A 20,875-nucleotide genomic window follows, 5' to 3' on the forward strand; every position below is an offset into this window, starting at 1 on the left:
CTCATCGTTGGGCGACCGGACCATTCTGTCTTCGCTCCAAGGGCTGCTAGAATGAGAAGACCCGTTCCATTCTTTTCAGCATCTTCAACACTACAGGAACCGGATGCCGGCTGTTTCATTGACAGAGACGCGCAATGCGCAACTCTCCTCTCAAAGGAATTTCCATGGCCAAGAGCGCTAGACAGTCGTCGGGCACGCCCGCGACGATCCATGACCAGAAACTTGAGCGCGGCAATGGCGGCGAGTTGCACCAGATTGCCGAGGGCGACACTCCGGTGCTGACGACGGCCCAGGGCGTTCCGGTTGCCGACGACCAGAACACCTTAAAGATAGGCGAGCGCGGGCCGTCACTGATCGAGGATTTCCATTTTCGCGAAAAGATCTTCCATTTCGACCACGAACGTATTCCCGAACGCGTTGTGCATGCGCGCGGCTACGGCGCGCACGGTTATTTCGAGACCTACGAATCGCTGGCGAAATACACGCGCGCCGACATCTTCCAACGCGCCGGCGAGAAGACCCCGGCCTTCGTGCGATTCTCCACGGTGGCCGGCAGTGAAGGGTCGGCAGACCTCGCCCGCGACGTGCGCGGCTTCGCTGTCAAGCTCTACACGAAGGAAGGCAACTGGGACATCGTCGGCAACAACATCCCAGTTTTCTTTATCCAGGATGCCATCAAGTTTCCCGACATCATTCACTCGGTAAAGCCGGAGCCCGACCGGGGCTTTCCGCAGGCCGCGTCTGCCCACGACACTTTCTGGGACTTCATCTCGCTGACGCCGGAATCCATGCACATGATCATGTGGGTCATGTCGGACCGGGCGATCCCCCGCTCCTTCCGCTTTATGGAAGGTTTCGGCGTGCACACATTCCGCTTCCTCAATGCGAAGGATGAGTCCACCTTCGTCAAGTTCCACTGGAAGCCCAAGCTCGGCCTGCAGTCGGTGGTGTGGAACGAGGCCCTCAAGATCAATGGGGCCGATCCTGATTTCCATCGCCGCGATCTCTGGGATGCGATCCAGTCTGGCAATTTTCCGGAATGGGAATTGCGGGTCCAGCTCTTCGATCAGGACTTCGCCGACAGTTTCGACTTCGACGTGCTCGATCCGACCAAGCTCATTCCCGAGGAGGTGATCGCGCCGATCGCGCTGGGCCGCTTGGTTCTCGACCGCATGCCGGATAACCTCTTTGCCGAGACAGAGCAGGTCGCGTTCATGACGCAAAACGTGCCGCCCGGCGTCGACTTCTCCAACGATCCTCTGCTTCAAGGTCGCAACTTCTCCTATCTCGACACGCAGATCAAACGGCTCGGCTCGACCAATTTCACGCACCTTCCGATCAACGCGCCGAAATGCCCGTTCCACCATTTCCAGCAGGACGGACATATGGCGATGCGCAATCCGGTTGGGCGGGTGAACTACCAGCCGAACTCCTTCGGCGAAGGTCCAAGGGAATCGGCACAGCGCGGGTTCCGGTCGTTTCCCGAAGCCATGGATGGCCAGAAGGTCCGGCTGCGCGCGGCAAGCTTTGCCGATCACTACAGCCAGGCGCGCCAGTTCTTCAACAGCCAGACCGCGCCAGAGCAGAAACATATCGGCATGGCGCTGACCTTCGAATTGAGCAAAGTCGAGACGTCTGTCATCCGCGAACGGATGATTTCGCATCTCCTTAATATCGACGAAGGACTGGCCGAAACGGTCGCCGACAAACTTGGCATCAAGGAACTGCCCAAGCCGGCGGACGCGGCAGTTGCGCCACGCGACGATCTTGAACCGTCACCGGCGCTCAGCATACTCGCGAACGGACCGGATAGTTTCGCGGGCCGGAAGGTCGGCGTGCTGGTCAGCCCTGGCGCTGACGCGTCGCTCCTGAAGAAGCTCCGAACCGCAATTGAGAAGGAAGGTGCGACGGTGGAGGTCATCGCTCCCAAGGTCGGCGGCGTCGAAGCGGCGGACGGAACTATGATCGCCGCCAAGCACATGATCGACGGCGGTCCGTCGGTCCTGTTCGACGCGGTGGCGTTGGTCCTTTCCGAGGAAGGTGCGGAGCGCCTCGCTGGCGAAGCCGCCGCGCGCGACTTCGTTGCTGATGCCTTTGCCCATTGCAAGTTCATCGCGTTTACGCCGGGCGCCGCGCCGCTGCTGCGGAAGGCCGGCGTGGATCCGAAGGCCGATGAAGGGCTGATCGGTCTCGGCGATGCGAAGGCGATCGCCGGGTTCATCGAGTCCTGCCGAAAGCTCCGTCTCTGGTCTCGAGAGACGGCGGTTAAGCTGTAGTACGGTTTTTGCCGGCACGACGAAGGAGCCAGCCACGTCTGGCTCCTTCGTTAAGACGCACATTCCGATACGGGCGAGGCTATCAGCGCATCAGCCCGGCGGTCCTCAGGGCGTCCTCGATAATCTTCTGCACAGCTGAAGCTGGTGACGCCTCCAGCTTCGGAGATGCCGACAGTTCCGGAGGCCGCGCCGACGTCCTTGGTCCGGCATTGGGACGGGAACCGATGGGCGGCGGGGTATATCCGACTATGTTCCGCCGCTTCGACCCTGCAGAAGGCCGTGCTTCCCCGCCCGCGATCTCCCAGAACCGCGCGATCTCCTGCGTCGAGGAGATGCCGACATCGAGCATGTAGGGTCCCGGCGTTCCGTAGCCGTTCTTGTCGATTGGCGTGCCATGGCCCATCCCGGCAACAATGTTGACCTCTAGGACGACCTCCCCACTGGCATTGCACCAGGACTGCCGTGTGCTTTTGCCCTCAGTGCGGGCATGTGTCGGCGCGCTGTCGAGTTGGTGGACGCCGCGCCACTGGCTGGCGATCGCCTCGGCATTGGAAGCCGCGACAGTCTGGTCGCTTATCCCTTGCCAGATCGAAACCCTGGGCCACGCCCCTCGATGAGACGACGCCTCACGCAGCATGCGCCGTAACTCCACGTCCGACGGCCCGCCATGGCCTCGCATGCGGTCAAAGGCTTCCGGAACCGTCGCCGCGCTGCCATAGGCGAGCCCCGCGATGATTGCGCCACCGGCGAAGACATCAGGATAGGATGCAAGCATCGCCGCGGCCATGGCGCCACCGGCCGAGAGGCCGGTGATGAAGATTCGTTTCCGGTCAAGCCCATGCGCCTCGACCATCGCCTCGATCATCTGTCGTATCGACAGCGCTTCGCCGGCATCCCGCTTCACATCGGCAGGCTGGAACCAGTTGAAGCAAAGATTCGGATTGTTGGTTCGCTGCTGCTCCGGATAGAGCAGTGCGAAGCCGGCATCGTCAGCAAGCTGGGACCAGCCTGAATGATGGTCGTATCCTGCCGCGCTCTGAGTGCAGCCATGGAGGACGACCACAAGCGGCGCACCTTCCGGCAGGTTGTCAGGAAGATAGAATCTCGCTGTCAAAGCGCCCGGGTTGGAGCCGAAGCGGGCTAGCGCCGAAAGACGGTCGGGCGCGCCGAGGCTCCCGGGAGAGGCCCCATGGCGTGCCTGAAGCGCGGCAAGCCGCGCGATCGTGTCAGAGATTTTTCGCAATTGGGCCGTCCTTGTTGTGACGCCCGGAATTGGACGGCAATGCGTGCAACGCACTTGCAGCAATATCGTTGCTGCACTGCACAATAACAAGGGAATTGGTCAGGTGTCGACGTCAGGCGATAAGTTTGCCTGCCGCGTCCACCAGCTTCCTGACCATTCCTGTGCGCCCAAAACCGAAAAGCTTTGCGTCTGCATCGTCACGCCCTGCAATCGCGGTCGAAATGATCTCTGACGCGATCTGCGAGAATGTGATTCCGTTGCCGCCATATCCCTGGACGGCGAAGATGCCGGGATGACCGGGCAGCTCGCCGATATAGGGCAGGCCGGTCGTCGTGGTGCCAAAACATCCGGTCCAGGCGAATTCGGCCGTGGCATCCAGTTGCGGAAACAGATTCTTGAGCTTGGTGGAAATCGTCCGCGTCTTGGCTGCGAGCAGACTGTCCCGTTTAGCCTCGTCGACGAAATCCTCATCCTCGCCGCCGCATATCACCCGTCCGTCGGCGGTCGCGCGCATGTAGAGATAGGGATCGGACGCCTCCCAGACGAAAGCCGCGCCGGGCCAAAGCGCACTCTTCTGCGGCTTCGTTGCGATGGCGTAGGTGGAAATGACGGAATGAGTGTCGGAGGGCACGATGTCCAAAAGTTCGTACCCCGTCGCCAGCACAACCTGCCTGGTAGAGATCACCGGCCCGTCCTGAGTTTCCGCGCGTACGCCGGTCGGCCCGGTGGCAAGGCCTGCGACCTCGACGGGAGCGTAGAAGCGGGCTCTTCGTTCGAGCGCCTTGCCTAGAAAGCCAGCTGTGAGCTTGCGGGGATCGAGGGCGAGATTATCCTGGCTGAGAATTGCTCCTTTGCGGTCGATGCCGAACTTCGCCTTGAGAACAGCAGGCGTCAGATAGGTCGCGCGGATACCGGCGCTTGCCCTAGCCTCCGCCTCCAGTCGCAATTCTCCGGGATCGAGAGCGTTCCCTGCAAGGTACAAGGATTGAGTTCGCGTCATGTCGCAGGCGATACCGAGTTCACCGATGCGATCCCGCAGATTGGTCACCGCCAACCGTGACCGTCTCCAGGCCTGTTCGGCGTCGGATCGTCCGATCTTCCGGCTGAGTTCAGAGAGCGGTTGGTCGATCTCGAACTGCACCAACGCGGTGGTTGCGGGCGTCGAGCCGAGCATGCTGCCACGGCGATCGACGCCAATGACAGCAAGACCCTGGGCGGAAAGCGCCTCGACCAGCATTGCGCCGCTGATGCCGAGCCCTACCACCAGCACGTCGCACGAAACGTCCCGCGTCAGCTTTTGCGTCGGTATGCGGGGAGCGCGGTAGGCCTCCCAGACAGGAACGCCGGTCCGTAGGTCGAGCATGCGCGTCATGGCAATCGCCAGTGTATGGGAGAAAACATGAACCCCGGCGAATGATCACCGGGGTCCATCGAAGATGGTTGTGGGCCGACCATGCCGAGCAAGGCAGCCGAGAACCGGCTATCGCGATGTCGTCACGTAGGCGATCTCGTCATCGTCACGCTGCCTGCCGCCGAGCGCGGCGGCGGCACTGGCGATGAAGGCGCCGATCAGCAACGACAGCGCGCCGACCAGCGCGAACGTCGCTCCGGCCTTGCGTGCGGTGTCGGCAGCTTCCTGCGCGGTGACCTTGGCCTGCTCGACCTGGGCCAGGACGGCATCGACGCGCGCGGTGGCATCGCCCTGAGACAATCCCGTTCGGGCTGCTACGAGTTGACCAAGATAGACCTTGTCGTCCGCCGACATTTCTCCCGCTGCCGCGCTGGCGATGAGGATCCGCGAGGCCTGCGCGGCCGCGGCCGTATCACCCTCCGCTCCCGGCGCCGCCAGTCTTGCAGCATCGACGGGACGGAAGAGGGAGTCGACGAAATAGGAAGTGGCATCGGTTCCACCACCATCACCGGCATTTGCGGATGCTCCCGCCGATGCGCCCATCGCAGCTCCGGAGGCCACTGTGGAAGCAGCCTGAACGCCCGTGCCGATCGCCGCCGAGAGCGCCGAGCCCAGCACGAAGACGACGAGCAGCGTGGCAAGCGCCCAGGCCATGAAGCCATGCGCTGTGTCGCGGAAAAACGTCTCGTCGGTATGGACGCCGACCCATTTCGTGCGAAGACGCCCGGTCAGATAGCCTCCGAGCCCGGACGAGAGCCACTGCACAATGACGAGCCAGATGGCAGTTGACACCGCGAAGGTTGTGACACTGGCACCGGTGCTGGACCACGGTGAAACCATGGTGAGGCCGAGGCCGGAGCCAAGAAGCATCAAGATGAAGGTGAGCGTGGCGGCCGCGAAGGAGCCGGCAATGATAGCTCCCCAGCTGACGGCCGATGAGGACGACTCGACCGGGGCGGCCACGTCGGTGGCCAGGATGGTTGAAGCCATGATTGTCCTCCTATCGCATGAACAGAGCGAGAAGGATGATGATCGGAATCGGAACCCCGAGCAGCCAGAGCAAAATGCCGCGACCCATAATTGTCTCCTGTGGGATTGATGCGAACTGAAAGAAACCAGCCACCGCGGCGGAGCCGGGTAGCTGAATGTGGGTCAGGCGGCCTTGGCCATCTCGTTGGCGGATGCGTCCGCAAGGCCGGTCAACGCCTTGTCGGTCACCGTTTCCTCGCCGAGCGTCTGGTCGAGCAGCTTGGAGGCCTCTGCCATGCCGAGGACCTCAGCCCAGCGTTTGAGTGTGCCGTAACGCGTGATCTCGTAGTGCTCGACCGCCTGGGCCGACGAGATGAGACCGGCATCGATCGCTGCCGTGCCCTTGAAGCTTTCGATGATCTCCTCGCCCTCGGAGATGATGCCTTCGATGGCGTCGCAGGTTTTGCCCTGCGGCCGCTTGCCCATCAGTTCGAAGACCTGCTGCAGACGATCGACGTGGCCCTCGGTCTCGTCCTTGTGCTTTTCGAACGCCGCCTTGAGTTCCGGCGATGATGCCGCGCGCGCCATTTTGGGAAGAGCCTTCAGGATCTTCCGTTCTGCGTAATAGATGTCCTTGAGCGTATCGTGGAAGAGATCTTCCAGCGTCTTTTCTTTTGCCATGGGAGTTTTCCTTCGGTGCGCATCTTGTGTGCGCTGCCATTCACGGGGTCGTGAAATGCATCACCTACAGCGTCCCCCAGGCGGAAAGGTTCCAAATGCCACGCTCAGGAAGCTTTGTGGTTCGGGTCCGGTGGTCACCCCGTCGCCTCACCGTCATGTCTGGGCATAGGATATCGGATACATCGGATATGGCCGAAAGGCAGCCGGTTCATTAGAAGCCGCTCACGACAGATGACCATCACAGAACGCTTGCCGGACTGACCTCAGAATCTAAAGATCGCTTTTCCGAGAGCCGCTTCAGCGCTCTCGCCACACCGCGAACTCCATCGTCGAAAAGGACCGTCAGCCTTGTACTCTTTGTCGAGGATGAGCCGCTCATCCGGGTGGATCTGGCGGCATCGCTAGAAGATATGGGTTTCCCGGTTCTCGATGCGGCCAATACCGACGAAGTGATCGCGATGCTGGATTCCGATCCTGCCACCAGGGCGGTGATCAAGGACGTAGGCATGCCGCGAACCATGAATGGATTCGCTTTGAGTGGACCAATCGACATCTATGCCGATTGGCTTGAAGGCTCACGAATACTCAATGTCATCGCCCGCTACCCAAGCCTCGCCGGCAAGAAGCGTCCATCTTGACCTGCGCGGCATGGTCGCCGCAGCCCTCTTATATGAGACGGTTGTCTTCGGCCGTCTGGCGGGCTCGGCGGCGTGTGCCGTCGGTGTCCGATTTGCGATGCCGTTCAGCCGCTGCCTTCCGGATCTGCTCAAAGCGATTGTCGTCGACGTGCTCAGGTGGTTGCTGCGGGTCCGGCTTTTTCACAAACGAGATCATGGTGCACTCTCCTTTGGTCAGCGGATGAGGCGCTCCGGTGTTTGCCCGAGCGCCGTTTGGAAATCGGCCTACCGTCAAGCGGAAAGAGCGGTGGCGCATGCCTGCGCACCCAGCCTGTCTGGCGAAGTCTGCCCCGGCATCGTCGCCCAGCCGCCCGCTTCGACGAACTGACGCTTCTTGTAGCTGTCGGGTATCGCCTTGAACTCGGCAAGTTTCGCCGCGGCATCCGGCGACGCGTTGAACCTTTCCACGCATATGGCGGATGCCAGTTCTCCGCGCGCCGTGTCGCCAGCCGCTTTCGCCATGGTTTGCGAAGTGCCACCGGTGACCCAGCCGCCCCAGCTGAAGCCGACGACGATCGTGGCGATCACCGCCGCGATGCATGCCCAGACCAGCATGGTCTTAGAAGGCTGGTAGTCTTCCCAACGCCGGGAGAGAGATGGTTTCGTGGTGCTCTGTACGGCCATGGAGATTGTCCTTCCAGGTTGGAGTACGAATTGCTTTGTCCGGCCGCGCCGGCCGAACGGTTCAGGCACTGTTCTCAGTATCCCATTCCACCCATGCCGCCGTTGCCGGCCGCTGGCGCGGAATCCTTCGCAGGCGCGTCGGCAATCATTGCCTCTGCGGTGATCAGCAGCGCCGCGATCGAGCCGGCGTCCTGAAGTGCGGTTCTGACGACCTTTGCGGGATCGACGATGCCGGCCCTGATCATGTCGACATAGGTTTCGGTCTGGGCGTCGAAGCCCTGGTTGCGGTCCTTGCTGTCAGTCAGCCTGCCGACGACGATGGAGCCCTCGACCCCGGCGTTCTCGGCGATCTGGCGGACCGGAGCCTCGAGCGCCCTGAGTACGATGGAGATGCCGGCGGTCACGTCGGCATTGGCGCCCGTCAGCGAAGCGAGGGCGGCCCTGGCACGCAGCAGCGCGACGCCGCCGCCCGGCACGATGCCTTCCTCGACGGCTGCTCGCGTCGCGTTGAGCGCATCGTCGATGCGGTCCTTCTTCTCCTTGACTTCGGTCTCGGTCGCGCCGCCGACGCGGATGACGGCAACGCCACCGGCGAGCTTGGCCAGCCGTTCCTGTAGCTTCTCCTTGTCGTAGTCCGAAGTGGTCTCCTCGATCTGCGCCTTGATCTGGGCGATGCGTGCGGCGATTCCGGCCTTGGCGCCGGAGCCGTCGATCACCGTCGTCGTGTCCTTCTCGATCACCACGCGCTTGGCGCGGCCGAGCATGTCGAGCGTGACGTTCTCGAGCTTGATACCGAGGTCTTCGGAGATCATCTGGCCGGCGGTCAGCACGGCGATATCCTCCAGCATGGCCTTGCGGCGGTCGCCGAAGCCCGGAGCTTTCACCGCCGCGACTTTCAGGCCGCCGCGCAGTTTGTTGACGACCAGCGTTGCGAGCGCCTCGCCCTCGACATCCTCCGAGATGATGAGCAGCGGCTTGCCGCTCTGCACCACCGCCTCGAGGATCGGCAGCATGGCCTGAAGATTGCCGAGCTTCTTCTCGTGGATGAGGATGTATGGGGCCTCCAGTTCCACGCGCATCTTCTCTGCGTTGGTCACGAAGTACGGAGACAGGTAACCGCGATCGAATTGCATGCCCTCGACTACCTCGAGTTCGGTTTCGGCGGTCTTGGCTTCCTCGACGGTGATGACGCCTTCGTTGCCGACCTTTTTCATTGCCTTCGCGATCATCTCGCCGACGGTCGCATCGCCGTTGGCGGCGATGGTGCCGACCTGCGCGACCTCCTCGGAGGACTTGACCTTCTTCGATTGCGCCTGGATTTCCTTGACGACGGCGGCGACGCCGAGATCGATACCGCGCTTCAGATCCATCGGGTTCATCCCGGCAGCAACCAGCTTGGCACCCTCCCGTAAAATCGAGGCGGCGAGCACAGTCGCGGTGGTAGTTCCGTCGCCGGCGAGATCGTTGGTCTTCGAAGCGACCTCGCGGACCATCTGTGCGCCCATGTTCTCGAACTTGTCGGCAAGCTCGATCTCTTTGGCGACGGTGACGCCGTCCTTGGTGATGCGCGGCGCGCCATAAGCCTTGTCGATGACGACGTTGCGGCCCTTGGGGCCGAGCGTCACCTTGACGGCGTTGTTGAGCAACTCGACACCGCGCAACATGCGGTCGCGGGCGTCGCCGGCGAATTTGATTTCTTTGGCAGACATGGTGTTCGTCCAGTTCGGTCTTGAGATGCGGGATCGAAGATCAGGCGGCCTTCTTGGCGGCCGTACCAGTCTTCTCGACAATGCCCAAGATGTCGCTCTCCTTCATGATGAGGAGGTATTCGCCGTCGATCCTGACCTCGGTCCCGGACCACTTGCCGAAAAGGATGAGGTCGCCAGCCTTGACGTCGAGGGGAACCAGCTTGCCGCTTTCGTCGCGGGAGCCAGGGCCGACGGCGATCACCTCGCCTTCCTGTGGCTTCTCCTTCGCGGTGTCGGGAATGATGATGCCACCTTTGGACTTGAGTTCGCCTTCCGCACGTCGAATGACGACGCGGTCATGGAGGGGCCGAAATTTCATGGGGTTCTTTCTGGGGCCGGCGCTTAGGGCGACCACTTCAGATATATAGCGACCCTGGCACTCGAATGATAGGAGTGCCAGAATTATTTCTTACGCCTCGGAAAAATTTAACAATCGGACTCTTGAACACATTCGAACGGAAAAACAAAATCTCCCGCGTTCAGAAATATTTTTCCGCCCGTGTATTTATCACAACGCGAGGAAATAAATAAAAATGCAGATCGCCTTGCATAAAATACGATCTTAGCCCATATATGAATCTCGTTGATTTGGCCGATTTGGCTTCGCGGTGTCAGAGACTACGACCCGCCATTCACCACCGAATTCTCGATAGCGAATGCATCAAGCGCCGTTCCGGCGCACATATCGCTCTGTTCGAACATTGGAATGAACCCCGCCGCTGACCACGGATGTACTGGCAGCACGGAAGTTCGTTCCGGTTCGAATGGGATGATGCGGGAGGCGCGTGAGCGCTCTTCTGCGGAGGAATCGCCCCATGACAACGCGCACCACGCAAACCGTCGTCCGGTTCACCGCACCCTTCATGCTGCCCGGCTTCGACGCCGCGCAGCCTGCCGGCGACTATCGCGTCGACCAGGATGAGGAACTGCTGGAGGTATCCTCCCGCCTCGCCTGGAGACGTGTAGGCGCCTTTATTCACCTGCCGGCCATCGGCATTGATGGCCATACACATCAGATGGCGCCGATCGATCCTGCTGATCTCGACGCCGCACTCGAAAAGGACCACCAACAGTCATGACTTCTACAAGCTTCATTCAACGCACCGCCCGCCAGTTCCGGCGTGAGGTTCCGACGCATCTCTTCGCGGTCGGGCAGTCCGTCAAGCTGAAAGGCGGGTTCGCGAGACTCGCTCCTGCCGGTGACATTTATCGCATCACCGGCACGCTGCCCCCGAGGGGAGATTCCCTGCAATACCGGATCCGCAACGACGACGAGCGTCATGAACGCGTGACGACTGAAGACAGCCTCGAGCCGGTCGACATCTCGCAATCTGGCAGCGGCGCAACGCTCATCGAAAGGACGTTCGCACATGGCTAAGGGACAGAAACGAAGCAATCGCGAGATCAGAAAGCCGAAGCAGGAGAAGGCTTCATCCAAGCCTGAAAGCAGCTTCGGAAATCAGATCAAGGTTGCCGCAAACACCAATGGACCTCGTGGCAAGGGCAATCCCTGAGTTCGTGCTGGCCGAAAGGATAGCGATGCAAATCGTGATCGAATTCTACCGCACTAGGGACACGGACGACGCGCACGCCGTTGTCGGTCACGAGACTGCGGAGGCAGCCAATCTCGACGACGCAATAGAGGTCGCGCGACTTCTCTCGCAAACGCTCAACATGCCGCAACGACCCGACGCCATGACGATTACTGACGCAGCCGGCGCGGTGCTCTATGCCGGCGCGCTCGGAGTTGACGTGCCCAACGAAGAGAGGACACGACCATGAACACTCCCAACGACCACCCGGAACTGACACACAATCTCGCGGGCTCCGCCATCGACAGATGGGAAAACGAGGGCGGTGCGCACGGCCATGACTCCCCCGATCCTCACTATGGCCGCCGTGTCGAGGCGGACCGCTCCTGGACGGTCTACCATGTCTTCACTGGGGTTCCGGCCCGCATCGACGGCAGCATCATGATCGGATTAACTCAACGATCTGCCACCGACAGCATGCTGTCGCTCAATCGCCGCAACGAGGCGCACCGCCGAAATGGAGGCAGCCCGATGGCAGGCATCCGCAGCGCACCGCGTACGGCAGAGGAATGCCGACGGTGACGCTCGAATTTCCCAATCCGAGCCGCAGCTTCGACGAAGTGCGCAACGCCGTTCGCTTCATCGGGCATGACGGCATGTTCGAGGTGCCATTCTTTGTCGAGACCGCAGCGCTGGCAAAGCCCGGCAAAACGCAACTGTCCGAAGCCGACTCCCTCACGGCTTTCGATACGGCGCGCAGTTCGATCCACGATGTCGCGCGCGAGGCGTATTCGCATGGCCGCCGGACCACTTATACGCTGACTGCTGCCGATTTCCGGTAGAGGCACGAGTCAATGCTGATCCGTTACGGCTACGAGATCAAGTTGACCTGTCAGCAGCCGACCGCCCTGGTGTGTTTGCTGTCGGTCCACGAAGACCGTGCGGCCGACATAAGGGTGCCGGAGACGACATTCACCACTCCCGATGTGCCCATATCGACCTACCGCGATCTGTTTGGCAACCACTGCCGGAGGCTCATCGCGCCTGCCGGCGACCTGACCATGTGGGGCGATGCAACCATCTGGGACGACGGACAGTTGGACCGGGTCCTACCTAACGCACGCGAACTCGCGGTCCCGGACCTGCCGGACGATTGTCTCGTCTATCTCATGGGAAGCCGCTACTGCGAGACTGACCGGGTCAGCCAGATTGCGTGGGACCTGTTCGGCACGATCCGGCCCGGTTGGGGTCGCGTGCAGGCGATCTGCGACTTCGTCCACAATCATATACGCTTTGACTACATGCAGGCGCGATCCACACGCACGGCTTTCGAGGCCTTCAATGAACGCGTAGGCGTCTGCCGCGACTTCGCGCATCTGGCGATCACGTTTTGCCGGTGCCTCAACATCCCGGCGCGCTACGTCAACGGTCATCTCGGCGACATCGGCGTCCCAGTCGTCGATCCGATGGATTTCAGCGCCTGGATGGAGGTGTTCCTCGATGGCGAATGGCACACCTTCGATCCTCGCAACAACGTCCCTCGGATCGGCCGGATCGTCGTGTCGCGCGGCCGCGACGCGACCGACATACCGCTCGTCAACTCTTTCGGCCCGCATGTCCTGAAGGGGTTTCGGGTATGGACCTACGAAGTGCCGCATCATCCATAGTCCTGACGAATTCGGGATACCCCCGACAATCCACAGGCGAAGCGGCTAGGCCAACCACCAGGTGCGGTATCACTGCAAGACAGCCGGCACTCCGAATAGAATAGAGTAGAAATTCGAGCGGTGCCGCTGGTCGCTAAACAGTGGTGGCAGACGATGCTCAAGGTGAGGAGCACATCCGCCGGTTCCGAAGTCGGCGGTCCCTTGGTCCCATATCCTGTAGGTGAGGTCGTCTACGCGAGCACATGGCCCGCGGTGCGCTGCTGCGCGTGCTGGATCGCTGTTCTCCCGCCTTCACGGGAACGAACTTCGGCCTGAGCCGGCACCGGCATCAGTCCCGTGTGGGAGCGGGCCGGTATTCTCAACGAGAATATCGTTGCGGCGTGCGAAGGCGATGAGGGTCGCGCGAACTGTTTCCGGATCGACGTCGCCGGCGACGCCCGCCTTGCAGGCATTGAGGGCGAGGGTATGGGCGCCGCTGCGCTGCAGAGCAGGCCAGTCCTGAAGCAGCGCATATGCCTCCATCGCATTCTCGATCCTTGCCGGAAAGCCCATCCCGACAAGGATTGTCACTGGTTCGTCAAAGCGGCCGTGATTCATGATTTGAACCTCCCCTGGACGGTATGAGTCGCGGACCGGGCCGTACGGCAGCGGAACCGGACGTCGCCCCGCGCGGATAGTACAATTGCGCCGTCATTCCGTTTTGCTCCTGATGCCTGTTCGCACGCGTGGCGATCTCGACAATCGGCAGCCTGATTGGCCTGACGTCTGACATGGATGCGCGCTGATTCCGGCGCGGAAGCGGAAGCGCCCCGTACGCCTTGACCAGTGCCTCGAGCCAGGCAGCCACGGCAAGAGGCGCAACTGCTCTGCCCTCAAGCCACGATGCGATCTCGTTCTCATTGTACCCAAGCTGATCGGCGAGATCCGCAGCGTCCCATCTCAGAACCCTCAGACATTCGCGCAGGCGGGCGGCAATCATGACGACCCCTCCTTCTTGTCTGATAGCTCCTTGGCGGCCAGGAACATGATCGTGTAGGCGGCCTTGCGACGATCCCAGCCGGCGGACTCCGCTGCTTCGAGAAGCCCGGAAAGCTGGGGAGCGAGCACCTCCTTGCACTCCGTCTCATAGGCAAAATCGGTTCTCGGATGTGTCGGCGGCGCGATCCTTGTTATGCTGCTCATCATATTCATTGCAACACCCCATAGTGACTGAGTGGGCCGTGCCCGCCCGCGGCTGCCACGGCCCACTCTCCGTTCGTCAGAAGTCCATTCCGGCGCCGCCTGGCATCGCAGGGGCGGAGGCTTCCTTCTTGGGCTTCTCGGCCACCATGGCCTCGGTGGTGACGAGCAGGCCGGCGACTGAGGCCGCATCCTGCAGCGCGGTGCGCACGACCTTGGCCGGGTCGATGACGCCTTGGCTGTAGAGATCGCCGAACTCGTTCGTCTGGGCGTTCCAGCCCCAAGCAAAGTCGGTTTTCTCGCGCAGCTTGCCGACGATGATCGAGCCTTCAGCCCCGGCATTTTCGGCGATCTGGCGGGCCGGCGTCTCGATGGCCCGCCGCACGATCTCGACGCCGGTCCTCTGATCGGCATTGTCGGTCTGGACATTGTCCAACGCCTTCGCAGCCCTCAGAAGGGCGACGCCGCCACCAGGCAGGATGCCTTCTTCGACTGCTGCCCGCGTGGCGTGCAGCGCGTCGTCGACGCGGTCCTTGCGCTCCTTAACCTCGACCTCGGTCGAGCCGCCGACTCGGATCACCGCGACGCCGCCGGCGAGCTTGGCCAGCCGCTCCTGAAGCTTCTCGCGGTCGTAGTCCGACGTGGTCTCCTCGATCTGCGCCTTGATCTGGGCGATGCGGCCCTGGATCTCCTCCTTGCGGCCGACACCGTCGACGATGGTGGTGTTCTCCTTTTCGATCACCACCTTCTTGGCGCGGCCCAGCATCTGCAGCGTCACGTTCTCCAGCTTGATGCCGAGATCCTCGCTGATCGCGGTGCCGCCGGTCAGGATGGCGATATCCTCCAGCATGGCCTTGCGGCGGTCGCCGAAGCCCGGAGCCTTGACGGCCGCGACCTTGAGGCCGCCGCGCAGCTTGTTGACGACCAGCGTAGCGAGCGCCTCGCCCTCGACATCCTCGGCGATGATCAGCAGCGGCTTGCCCGACTGCACCACCGCTTCCAGAACGGGCAGCATGGCCTGCAGATTGCCGAGCTTCTTCTCGTGAATGAGCACGTACGGCTCTTCCAGTTCGACCCGCATCTTGTCCTGATTGGTGATGAAGTAGGGGCTGAGATAACCGCGATCGAATTGCATGCCTTCGACCACCTCGAACTCGGTCTCGGCGGTCTTGGCCTCCTCGACCGTGATCACGCCCTCATTGCCGACCTTTTCCATCGCCTCGGCAAGGAAGCGGCCGATCTCGGCATCGCCATTGGCCGAGATCGTGCCAACCTGGGCGATCTCGTTGTTCTGCGTCACCTTGCGAGCGTTGGCCTTCAGTTCGGCGACAACTGCGTCGACCGCCTTGTCGATGCCGCGCTTCAGGTCCATCGGGTTCATTCCAGATGCGACAGCCTTTGCGCCTTCCTTGACGATGGCCTGAGCGAGAACGGTCGCGGTCGTGGTGCCGTCGCCGGCAAGGTCGTTGGTCTTCGAGGCGACCTCGCGGACCATCTGGGCGCCCATGTTCTCGAACTTGTCCTCAAGCTCGATCTCCTTGGCGACGGTGACGCCGTCCTTGGTGATGCGGGGAGCCCCGAACGACTTGTCGATCACGACATTGCGGCCCTTGGGGCCGAGCGTGACCTTCACGGCATTCGCGAGGATGTCGACGCCTCGCAGCATCTTTTCGCGGGCCTCGGTGTGGAATTTGACTTCCTTGGCAGCCATTGGATCACTCCTTCAAATCTAGGCAGCTTTCGTTGACTGGTTGGTTTCTTCTGGGCCCGGTTCACGCGGCCTTCTTGAACGCGACGCTCTGGTCGACCACGCCCATCACATCGCTTTCCTTCATGATGAGGAGATCCTCACCGTTCAGCTTGATCTCGGTGCCGGACCATTTACCGAACAGGATGCGGTCGCCGACCTTCACGTCGAGTTCGATGAGCTTGCCGCTCTCGTCACGCGCTCCGGGACCGACGGCGATGACCTCGCCTTCCTGCGGTTTCTCCTTCGCGGTGTCAGGGATGATGATGCCGCCAGCCGTCTTTTCGTCGGCTTCGATACGGCGGACCAGGATACGGTCGTGCAATGGACGGAACGCCATTTCGTTCTCCTTCAGGACAAACAGATTTTGATGTTCCTCCACACCGGGCCGGCAATATCGGGCCGGTGCGGGGCGCGGCGACCCTTCAGCAGGCATCGCGCGCATTTCGAGCTAGTTTTGCGATTTCGCCATTTCAAGAGGTGCCACTAAATTTTTTGGCACTCGATCCTGCCGAGTGCTAGCATCATGAAAACATGCAGCTATTTGCCGGTTCGGCTCGTCCGGCGGCTTGAAATTTATCCGTGGTCAAGCAAAATCTAAGGACCGCCATGCGACATGCATGGCTTCTCGAATTGAGATCGAAATGGAGCTTTGGAACGGCAAACCGGAAGGAGGATATCGATGGGCCGAACCGATTTTTCGATGATCATCCCGTCACTGGCACCCGAAGCCGATGACCTCGCGCTCGACCGGTTGCTGTCGCCGGCGCGTCACTACAAGCATCCCGACGACGTACTGCGCGACGGAACGCTCGACCTGCACGAAAAGAGGGCGATCCTCTCATCCTGGGCTTCGGACGCCTGCGCGGTGGAATCCATGCCGGCGCTGAGGCAGCCACCCGGCGTCAAACAGCCGATCTCGTTCGATTGCATCATGGACGCACTGCGGCGTCTGGACGGCCCAGGTTCGGCGCTATCAGACCGCACCGAGGCAATGAGCCGGGCAGAACGCCAAAGACTGGATGCTTGAGGCAGAGAAAGGATAGGGAATGGCTGCAGTGGTGAGCCGGGAGTTCCGCATGCAGATGGAAGGTTACGGCCTGACGACCGCCGAGATTCGCTACCACATGCCCGACCATCCGAGCCTGCTGCAGCTCTATGTCTGGCAGGAATATGACCTGGCACCGGACTTTCCCGAACTGCGGGGATTTCTGGGCTACTGGAAGGAAACGCTGGAGGGCGCGCTGCACTCGGTGCGCGTCGCCCACCATCGCCTGATCCGGCCGTCCGAATGGAAGGCCGTGGATGGGATCATCGCGATTCACTGAGGGCCGCTGGCCGCCACGTATGCGCCTCGCATGATGCCGGCCCGTGCCAGGCTGGTGCGTCCGCTCGTCGCCGGCCCGGCAAAAGCCCCGCCCGGTTCGCGGCTTTGACGAAGCTTCGTCGTGCTATCTTCGCGCCACACCATCCATCGAGTGCGTCGCGACAGGCTGACTGCGCGCTGCGCCAGTTCCTGCCTCGCGCCCATTGCGGCCATTCGTTCTGAAGGCATTCGATCGCCTCGAAGCTGGTCGCGACCTTGCGGTCGCCGATGCCGGGCAAATGCAGGATGACGGGTTCCGAAAACGTGACGTCGTTTATAACTCCTCCAGCAATTCTGATCGTCTTTTTGAAGAATCAACCTGACGGGCGAGCGCTCCCTTTCGAAAACGACATGGTCAGCTTGCGGCCCGAGTTCAAGACGGCCCGGGGCCGAACGAGGTGCAAGCTTCGTCCTCGTCCGGTTCCAGCATCTCGATCAGCCTGCCCACTCGGGTTCCGGGCAGCGGGCGCCCCGCACCCATCAGCGCCTCGTCGTTGTGAAGCCAGCCCCATGCCTCCCGAAGCTCCTCGGCCGATGCTCCGGTCTCCATCAGCTCTGCGACGAGTTCGTCGTCGACCGGCCCGAGCACAGATGTGATCTCCTCGCGCGTAATCGCCATCATCCAGCCTCCTAGTATTTGCGACGTATTGTGAGCAGGTGAGGTCCAGAAACGCCGCATGTCTGATCGACGTTCCGGCGACAATTTTGGTCTCATAAGGGTCTTGAAGCGCGAAAAAACGATTCCTAGGTCAGTGACGCCGGTCGCTGAACGGGACCGGCATGGTCAGGGAGCGCCGGCTTCTTGGCGCTCCTCGTACCCATGTTGCTCAATGGAGGATATGGCTATGAGAACAGCATTCGACTTTTCCCCGCTCTATCGGTCGAGCATTGGCTTCGACCGCGTCTTCGACCTTCTCGAGAACGCGAGCCGAGCGACAACGACCATCGACAACTGGCCCCCTTACGACATCGCCAGGACCGGCGAGGACGACTACCGCATCACCATGGCGGTGGCCGGCTTCAGCCAGGACGAGTTGTCGATGACGCAGGAGCAGAACATGCTTCTGGTGACCGGCGAGAAGAACGGCGAAGACAAGGCCGAGTACCTGCATCGTGGCATCGCTGGCCGAGCGTTCGAACGCCGCTTCCAGTTGGCCGACCACGTAAAAGTTAATGGCGCCAGTCTGGAGAACGGCCTGCTGACGATCGATCTCAAGCGCGAGATTCCCGAAGAGATGAAGCCGCGCCGGATCGAGATCGGCAGCGCAGCGGCCACGCCGAAGGTCGCGCAGCGCAAGATCGAGGCCGAAAAGCAGGCCGCCTGAGCAATCCGCGATGATGCTCCCAAGAGCCGGACGTTCGCGTCCGGCTCGCGGCGGAGCTTTGCAGAAAGGCACACCATGAAGGCATGAAAGGAGAAAAACGATGAGCGTACGTGATCTGATCCCCTGGGGCGGCAACGACGGCAACCAGCTTCCGAGCGTCTTCCGCGATGACGATCGCGACCCGTTCCTGTCGCTGCACCGCGAGGTGAACCGGCTGTTCGACGACGTCTTCCGTGGTTTCGACAGCCGCCTGCCGGCCCTCGGCAGGTTCTCCTCGTTCGACGGCGGAGGCTGGCCGAACGTGGAAGTCTCCGATGGCGAGACGGAGATCCGCGTCACGGCCGAGGTTCCCGGCCTCGAGGAAAAGGACATCGAGGTGCTGCTCGAAGACGGGGTACTGACGTTGAAGGGCGAAAAGAAGTCCGAAACCGAAGACAAGGACCGTCAGTTCTCGGAGCGCTTCTACGGTCGCTTCGAGCGCCGCATCCCGCTTGGCTACGAGGTCGAGGACGACAAGGTCAGTGCCAATTTCAAGAACGGCGTGCTGACCGTCGCCCTGCCCAAGACCGAGCGTGCGCAAGCGAAAGCCAAGCGCATCGCCATTAACGGCAAGAACTGATGTGCTCAAACCAGCCGGAAGCAACCAGCCTCCGGCCCGGGCTCGCGGCTCGTCTTCGAGCCGCGAGGAGCGCCATAGGCTGTGCGGCGGCTGCAGACAGCTGACCGGCGTTGGGAGCTTGCCGTGGAGCTGCCCGTACGCCAGCGCAAGAGCCAAGCAGGGCGGACAATCGGCTCATGCCATCATCAACGAGACAGATTAGCTATTGATTTCAAATAACTTTTTCAATCATCAAAATCGAAAACACCGTCGCTTTTTACCGTCAAATTCTAACTATGGCCTTTCATTGAGGAATCTCGGGGCGCCAGGCCCGGCATTCATGTCGTGTCCTGCATCATCTATCGGCAGCCACAACGTCCTGACAAGTCACTGATTTTTCTACACCACCAAATTCGATCGTCTGGTGAAGCTCGCCTTCGGCACATCATCAACAAGGTGGCTGAGCCAAGGCGGCCGACTCGTAACCAATTGATACAACGTAAAAAAATCTTGCCGTGGAAAGCCGCTCCAACCGAAGAAAAATGACGGTATAGCATCCTCGCCGCTGAGACACTTCAACCCTTCCGGATTTTGGCCGTCGGCAACACTTGGGGTTCTCGTTGGAGCTCGTCCGGCGCTCCGCTCCTTGCGGCCCGTCCGGCCCAGAGCATCAGAGCAAGCCGAGCTTTACGTCCACGGCCCGCCGGCCGGCCAACGGCGCTCGAAACTCTCGCCTGCGACCAACGCCTCTGGAGCGGCGGAAGAACGAACTCGCCAATTGCGACGATCGTGGCCGGGAGGTTCTATGGCTGCAAGAGCAGCACTTCTTTCCCACGAATGCCGACCATTGCCGCACCTTCCCGAGCGACATTGCGGAGCCGTGTAAGGACGGACGCGGGAAGGTTGGCCGGCCTATCCTTCATCGGCACCCACGCTTTCGAAATAGGGACACACGACGCTCCAGATGCGCAACGCCTGAGCATATCGGACAATGTCGTCGGGCTTGGCTTTCCTGGATCGCCAGCCCGTGCGTAGCGCCTCCATTGCAACGTCGAGGCCGACGGTGTTGCGGATGCGGAAGCAGTCGACGATCGACTTGGCCAGATCGAAGATCCGGACAGGCACCGCATCGATGGTGTAAGTTTCCACCCCAAGGGTGAGTGCCTTGTCGCCGAAGCGGGCGACACGTATCGGCGGGTAGTCGATCGAGGGCTTGCGATCTTTCGAGCCGATTGCGATCCAGACGCTCCGCGGCAGTTGCAGCGTGATCTCATGAAACTGCAGCGCCGATACAAGGCAGATCACGCACTTGGAACACGCGTCGCGACCTCGGCTAGGGAACACGCGTCGCGACCTCGGCCAGGGAATGCGCGACATCGACCTCGGCACCTGCGCGTTCGTAGAGCCCGCGCGAGGGGCGCTCGAGGACGCGCTCGTCGACTAGGCGCGCAAGCGTTACCGGATTGATGCCTCGGCGTTTCAGGTCCGACAGGCGCATGATAGCGTGGCGCTCGATCAGTTTCACGGCAAGGTCGCGCTGCGAAGTTTCGGCGGATTTGGTCATGTATCAAACCGTCGGTAATTGCATGTAACTTCCAACATTTTTTGCATCAGATCATAGCGGCCGGAAAGCCGCCCTTCCTCCCGTTCTGTCAGTGGCAGCCCTTCGGCTCGGCTTGATCACCGAGCGGATCATGCAATTCATCAACTTCAGGGTGTCAATCGGCGCGCAAAGTTGACCCTGGATCGGCGTTCAATATTGACCCCCCTCGTAGTGCGCGACGGTGAGCGCCCGACCGGGTGGAGCTAGTCTGGGTTGCGCAGCCCGGTCG

The 20,875-nt window shown here is 61.4% G+C and carries 28 protein-coding genes; 12 read left to right on the plus strand and 16 right to left on the minus strand.

The features are described from left to right. Positions 1 to 164 precede the first annotated feature (164 nt). Complete coding sequence (katE, locus tag GGR00_RS07405) at positions 165 to 2,276, plus strand: catalase (protein ID WP_184698869.1); 2,112 nt, start codon at positions 165 to 167, stop codon at positions 2,274 to 2,276. Positions 2,277 to 2,358: 82 nt separating this feature from the next. On the opposite strand, the gene GGR00_RS07410 is transcribed toward katE, so the two are convergent. From GGR00_RS07410 to GGR00_RS07425, 4 genes are all read right to left on the minus strand, one after another. Beyond that, positions 2,359 to 3,519: an extracellular catalytic domain type 1 short-chain-length polyhydroxyalkanoate depolymerase gene (locus GGR00_RS07410; RefSeq protein ID WP_184698871.1), complete on the minus strand. Its 1,161-nt coding sequence runs from the start codon at positions 3,517 to 3,519 to the stop codon at positions 2,359 to 2,361. A 112-nt stretch (positions 3,520 to 3,631) separates the two neighbouring features. Next, positions 3,632 to 4,891 (minus strand): NAD(P)/FAD-dependent oxidoreductase, encoded by a 1,260-nt coding sequence (locus GGR00_RS07415; protein ID WP_184698873.1) that lies wholly within the window; start codon positions 4,889 to 4,891, stop codon positions 3,632 to 3,634. Between the two features lie 108 nt (positions 4,892 to 4,999). Then, positions 5,000 to 5,920 carry a hypothetical protein gene (locus GGR00_RS07420; protein ID WP_184698875.1) on the minus strand — a complete coding sequence of 307 codons (921 nt, stop codon included), beginning with the start codon at positions 5,918 to 5,920 and terminating at the stop codon, positions 5,000 to 5,002. A gap of 162 nt (positions 5,921 to 6,082) precedes the next feature. After that, positions 6,083 to 6,580, minus strand: coding sequence for a YciE/YciF ferroxidase family protein (locus tag GGR00_RS07425; protein WP_184698877.1), 498 nt, complete (start codon positions 6,578 to 6,580; stop codon positions 6,083 to 6,085). Between the two features lie 383 nt (positions 6,581 to 6,963). On the opposite strand from GGR00_RS07425, the gene GGR00_RS07430 reads away from it, so the two are divergent. After that, the gene (locus GGR00_RS07430) at positions 6,964 to 7,218 is read left to right on the plus strand and encodes a response regulator (protein ID WP_184698879.1); all 255 of its coding nucleotides are present in this window, start codon (positions 6,964 to 6,966) and stop codon (positions 7,216 to 7,218) included. A gap of 28 nt (positions 7,219 to 7,246) precedes the next feature. Here the strand turns inward: GGR00_RS07430 and GGR00_RS07435 are convergent, their stop codons facing one another. The 4 genes from GGR00_RS07435 to GGR00_RS07450 form a co-directional block, all read right to left on the minus strand. Further along, a complete protein-coding gene (locus tag GGR00_RS07435; protein ID WP_170971428.1) occupies positions 7,247 to 7,414 on the minus strand; it encodes a hypothetical protein in 168 nt (55 codons plus the stop codon). A 74-nt stretch (positions 7,415 to 7,488) separates the two neighbouring features. After that, the gene (locus GGR00_RS07440; RefSeq protein WP_184698881.1) at positions 7,489 to 7,881 is read right to left on the minus strand and encodes a hypothetical protein; all 393 of its coding nucleotides are present in this window, start codon (positions 7,879 to 7,881) and stop codon (positions 7,489 to 7,491) included. Between the two features lie 74 nt (positions 7,882 to 7,955). Further along, a complete protein-coding gene (gene groL, locus GGR00_RS07445; protein ID WP_184698883.1) occupies positions 7,956 to 9,590 on the minus strand; it encodes a chaperonin GroEL in 1,635 nt (544 codons plus the stop codon). Positions 9,591 to 9,630: 40 nt separating this feature from the next. Beyond that, a complete protein-coding gene (locus GGR00_RS07450; RefSeq protein WP_184698885.1) occupies positions 9,631 to 9,948 on the minus strand; it encodes a co-chaperone GroES in 318 nt (105 codons plus the stop codon). Positions 9,949 to 10,444: 496 nt separating this feature from the next. Between GGR00_RS07450 and GGR00_RS07455 the strand changes: the two genes are divergently transcribed. The 6 genes from GGR00_RS07455 to GGR00_RS07480 all read left to right on the plus strand — a co-directional run bounded on the left by GGR00_RS07455 (position 10,445) and on the right by GGR00_RS07480 (position 12,828). Continuing rightward, positions 10,445 to 10,708 (plus strand): hypothetical protein, encoded by a 264-nt coding sequence (locus GGR00_RS07455; protein WP_184698887.1) that lies wholly within the window; start codon positions 10,445 to 10,447, stop codon positions 10,706 to 10,708. After that, positions 10,705 to 11,007, plus strand: a complete 303-nt coding sequence (locus GGR00_RS07460) for a hypothetical protein (protein WP_184698888.1) — start codon at positions 10,705 to 10,707, stop codon at positions 11,005 to 11,007. Before GGR00_RS07455 ends, GGR00_RS07460 begins: the two co-directional genes overlap by 4 nt. Positions 11,008 to 11,114: 107 nt before the next feature. Continuing rightward, a complete protein-coding gene (locus GGR00_RS07465) occupies positions 11,115 to 11,411 on the plus strand; it encodes a hypothetical protein (RefSeq protein WP_377863265.1) in 297 nt (98 codons plus the stop codon). Beyond that, a complete protein-coding gene (locus tag GGR00_RS07470; protein WP_184698890.1) occupies positions 11,408 to 11,743 on the plus strand; it encodes a hypothetical protein in 336 nt (111 codons plus the stop codon). The genes GGR00_RS07465 and GGR00_RS07470 overlap by 4 nt, the downstream gene beginning before the upstream one ends. Beyond that, positions 11,740 to 12,003, plus strand: coding sequence for a DUF1488 family protein (locus GGR00_RS07475; protein WP_184698892.1), 264 nt, complete (start codon positions 11,740 to 11,742; stop codon positions 12,001 to 12,003). The genes GGR00_RS07470 and GGR00_RS07475 overlap by 4 nt, the downstream gene beginning before the upstream one ends. A 12-nt stretch (positions 12,004 to 12,015) precedes the next feature. After that, a complete protein-coding gene (locus tag GGR00_RS07480; protein WP_184698894.1) occupies positions 12,016 to 12,828 on the plus strand; it encodes a transglutaminase-like domain-containing protein in 813 nt (270 codons plus the stop codon). 291 nt (positions 12,829 to 13,119) lie between these two features. Here the strand turns inward: GGR00_RS07480 and GGR00_RS07485 are convergent, their stop codons facing one another. From GGR00_RS07485 to groES, 4 genes are all read right to left on the minus strand, one after another. Continuing rightward, complete coding sequence (locus GGR00_RS07485) at positions 13,120 to 13,425, minus strand: DUF982 domain-containing protein (protein WP_184698896.1); 306 nt, start codon at positions 13,423 to 13,425, stop codon at positions 13,120 to 13,122. A 378-nt stretch (positions 13,426 to 13,803) separates the two neighbouring features. Further along, entirely contained in the window at positions 13,804 to 14,010 is a 207-nt protein-coding gene (locus tag GGR00_RS07490; RefSeq protein WP_246441295.1) for a hypothetical protein, read from the minus strand. A gap of 76 nt (positions 14,011 to 14,086) precedes the next feature. After that, a complete protein-coding gene (gene groL / locus GGR00_RS07495; RefSeq protein WP_184698900.1) occupies positions 14,087 to 15,718 on the minus strand; it encodes a chaperonin GroEL in 1,632 nt (543 codons plus the stop codon). 61 nt (positions 15,719 to 15,779) lie between these two features. Beyond that, entirely contained in the window at positions 15,780 to 16,094 is a 315-nt protein-coding gene (gene groES / locus GGR00_RS07500; RefSeq protein WP_184698902.1) for a co-chaperone GroES, read from the minus strand. A gap of 342 nt (positions 16,095 to 16,436) precedes the next feature. On the opposite strand from groES, the gene GGR00_RS07505 reads away from it, so the two are divergent. Together GGR00_RS07505 and GGR00_RS07510 are read left to right on the plus strand one after the other, a co-directional pair. After that, positions 16,437 to 16,784, plus strand: coding sequence for a hypothetical protein (locus tag GGR00_RS07505; RefSeq protein ID WP_246441296.1), 348 nt, complete (start codon positions 16,437 to 16,439; stop codon positions 16,782 to 16,784). 19 nt (positions 16,785 to 16,803) lie between these two features. Continuing rightward, on the plus strand, positions 16,804 to 17,082 hold the full coding sequence (locus GGR00_RS07510) for an usg protein (protein WP_184698904.1): 279 nt from the start codon (positions 16,804 to 16,806) through the stop codon (positions 17,080 to 17,082). On the opposite strand, the gene GGR00_RS07515 is transcribed toward GGR00_RS07510, so the two are convergent. Together GGR00_RS07515 and GGR00_RS07520 are read right to left on the minus strand one after the other, a co-directional pair. Next, positions 17,066 to 17,419: a DUF982 domain-containing protein gene (locus tag GGR00_RS07515; RefSeq protein ID WP_343065529.1), complete on the minus strand. Its 354-nt coding sequence runs from the start codon at positions 17,417 to 17,419 to the stop codon at positions 17,066 to 17,068. The two genes, GGR00_RS07510 and GGR00_RS07515, sit on opposite strands and share 17 nt — an antisense overlap. Before the next feature lie 74 nt (positions 17,420 to 17,493). Beyond that, positions 17,494 to 17,739: a hypothetical protein gene (locus GGR00_RS07520; RefSeq protein WP_184698979.1), complete on the minus strand. Its 246-nt coding sequence runs from the start codon at positions 17,737 to 17,739 to the stop codon at positions 17,494 to 17,496. Between the two features lie 226 nt (positions 17,740 to 17,965). On the opposite strand from GGR00_RS07520, the gene GGR00_RS07525 reads away from it, so the two are divergent. Together GGR00_RS07525 and GGR00_RS07530 are read left to right on the plus strand one after the other, a co-directional pair. Then, positions 17,966 to 18,445 (plus strand): Hsp20 family protein, encoded by a 480-nt coding sequence (locus GGR00_RS07525; RefSeq protein WP_184698905.1) that lies wholly within the window; start codon positions 17,966 to 17,968, stop codon positions 18,443 to 18,445. Between the two features lie 100 nt (positions 18,446 to 18,545). Then, positions 18,546 to 19,064 carry an Hsp20/alpha crystallin family protein gene (locus GGR00_RS07530; protein ID WP_184698907.1) on the plus strand — a complete coding sequence of 173 codons (519 nt, stop codon included), beginning with the start codon at positions 18,546 to 18,548 and terminating at the stop codon, positions 19,062 to 19,064. 891 nt (positions 19,065 to 19,955) lie between these two features. On the opposite strand, the gene GGR00_RS07535 is transcribed toward GGR00_RS07530, so the two are convergent. After that, positions 19,956 to 20,420 (minus strand): type IV toxin-antitoxin system AbiEi family antitoxin domain-containing protein, encoded by a 465-nt coding sequence (locus tag GGR00_RS07535; RefSeq protein WP_246441298.1) that lies wholly within the window; start codon positions 20,418 to 20,420, stop codon positions 19,956 to 19,958. Next, positions 20,377 to 20,607, minus strand: a complete 231-nt coding sequence (locus GGR00_RS28250) for a type IV toxin-antitoxin system AbiEi family antitoxin domain-containing protein (RefSeq protein WP_246441299.1) — start codon at positions 20,605 to 20,607, stop codon at positions 20,377 to 20,379. Before GGR00_RS28250 ends, GGR00_RS07535 begins: the two co-directional genes overlap by 44 nt. Positions 20,608 to 20,875: the final 268 nt, after the last annotated feature.

It is taken from the genome of Aminobacter aganoensis, from assembly GCF_014206975.1.
In the GTDB taxonomy this organism is placed as follows: Bacteria; Pseudomonadota; Alphaproteobacteria; order Rhizobiales; family Rhizobiaceae; genus Aminobacter; species Aminobacter aganoensis.

Excerpts from the sequence above, each read along its gene's own strand:
- katE (WP_184698869.1), top strand. The coding sequence starts at position 165 with ATGGCCAAGAGCGCTAGACAGTCGTCGGGCACGCCCGCGACGATCCAT.
- GGR00_RS07415 (WP_184698873.1), bottom strand. The coding sequence starts at position 4,891 with ATGACGCGCATGCTCGACCTACGGACCGGCGTTCCTGTCTGGGAGGCC.
- GGR00_RS07420 (WP_184698875.1), bottom strand. The coding sequence starts at position 5,920 with ATGGCTTCAACCATCCTGGCCACCGACGTGGCCGCCCCGGTCGAGTCG.
- GGR00_RS07425 (WP_184698877.1), bottom strand. The coding sequence starts at position 6,580 with ATGGCAAAAGAAAAGACGCTGGAAGATCTCTTCCACGATACGCTCAAG.
- GGR00_RS07435 (WP_170971428.1), bottom strand. The coding sequence starts at position 7,414 with ATGATCTCGTTTGTGAAAAAGCCGGACCCGCAGCAACCACCTGAGCAC.
- GGR00_RS07440 (WP_184698881.1), bottom strand. The coding sequence starts at position 7,881 with ATGGCCGTACAGAGCACCACGAAACCATCTCTCTCCCGGCGTTGGGAA.
- groL (WP_184698883.1), bottom strand. The coding sequence starts at position 9,590 with ATGTCTGCCAAAGAAATCAAATTCGCCGGCGACGCCCGCGACCGCATG.
- GGR00_RS07450 (WP_184698885.1), bottom strand. The coding sequence starts at position 9,948 with ATGAAATTTCGGCCCCTCCATGACCGCGTCGTCATTCGACGTGCGGAA.
- GGR00_RS07455 (WP_184698887.1), top strand. The coding sequence starts at position 10,445 with ATGACAACGCGCACCACGCAAACCGTCGTCCGGTTCACCGCACCCTTC.
- GGR00_RS07460 (WP_184698888.1), top strand. The coding sequence starts at position 10,705 with ATGACTTCTACAAGCTTCATTCAACGCACCGCCCGCCAGTTCCGGCGT.
- GGR00_RS07465 (WP_377863265.1), top strand. The coding sequence starts at position 11,115 with ATGGACCTCGTGGCAAGGGCAATCCCTGAGTTCGTGCTGGCCGAAAGG.
- GGR00_RS07470 (WP_184698890.1), top strand. The coding sequence starts at position 11,408 with ATGAACACTCCCAACGACCACCCGGAACTGACACACAATCTCGCGGGC.
- GGR00_RS07480 (WP_184698894.1), top strand. The coding sequence starts at position 12,016 with ATGCTGATCCGTTACGGCTACGAGATCAAGTTGACCTGTCAGCAGCCG.
- GGR00_RS07485 (WP_184698896.1), bottom strand. The coding sequence starts at position 13,425 with ATGAATCACGGCCGCTTTGACGAACCAGTGACAATCCTTGTCGGGATG.
- GGR00_RS07490 (WP_246441295.1), bottom strand. The coding sequence starts at position 14,010 with ATGAGCAGCATAACAAGGATCGCGCCGCCGACACATCCGAGAACCGAT.
- groL (WP_184698900.1), bottom strand. The coding sequence starts at position 15,718 with ATGGCTGCCAAGGAAGTCAAATTCCACACCGAGGCCCGCGAAAAGATG.
- groES (WP_184698902.1), bottom strand. The coding sequence starts at position 16,094 with ATGGCGTTCCGTCCATTGCACGACCGTATCCTGGTCCGCCGTATCGAA.
- GGR00_RS07505 (WP_246441296.1), top strand. The coding sequence starts at position 16,437 with ATGGGCCGAACCGATTTTTCGATGATCATCCCGTCACTGGCACCCGAA.
- GGR00_RS07510 (WP_184698904.1), top strand. The coding sequence starts at position 16,804 with ATGGCTGCAGTGGTGAGCCGGGAGTTCCGCATGCAGATGGAAGGTTAC.
- GGR00_RS07520 (WP_184698979.1), bottom strand. The coding sequence starts at position 17,739 with ATGGCGATTACGCGCGAGGAGATCACATCTGTGCTCGGGCCGGTCGAC.
- GGR00_RS07525 (WP_184698905.1), top strand. The coding sequence starts at position 17,966 with ATGAGAACAGCATTCGACTTTTCCCCGCTCTATCGGTCGAGCATTGGC.
- GGR00_RS07530 (WP_184698907.1), top strand. The coding sequence starts at position 18,546 with ATGAGCGTACGTGATCTGATCCCCTGGGGCGGCAACGACGGCAACCAG.
- GGR00_RS07535 (WP_246441298.1), bottom strand. The coding sequence starts at position 20,420 with ATGTCGCGCATTCCCTGGCCGAGGTCGCGACGCGTGTTCCCTAGCCGA.
- GGR00_RS28250 (WP_246441299.1), bottom strand. The coding sequence starts at position 20,607 with ATGACCAAATCCGCCGAAACTTCGCAGCGCGACCTTGCCGTGAAACTG.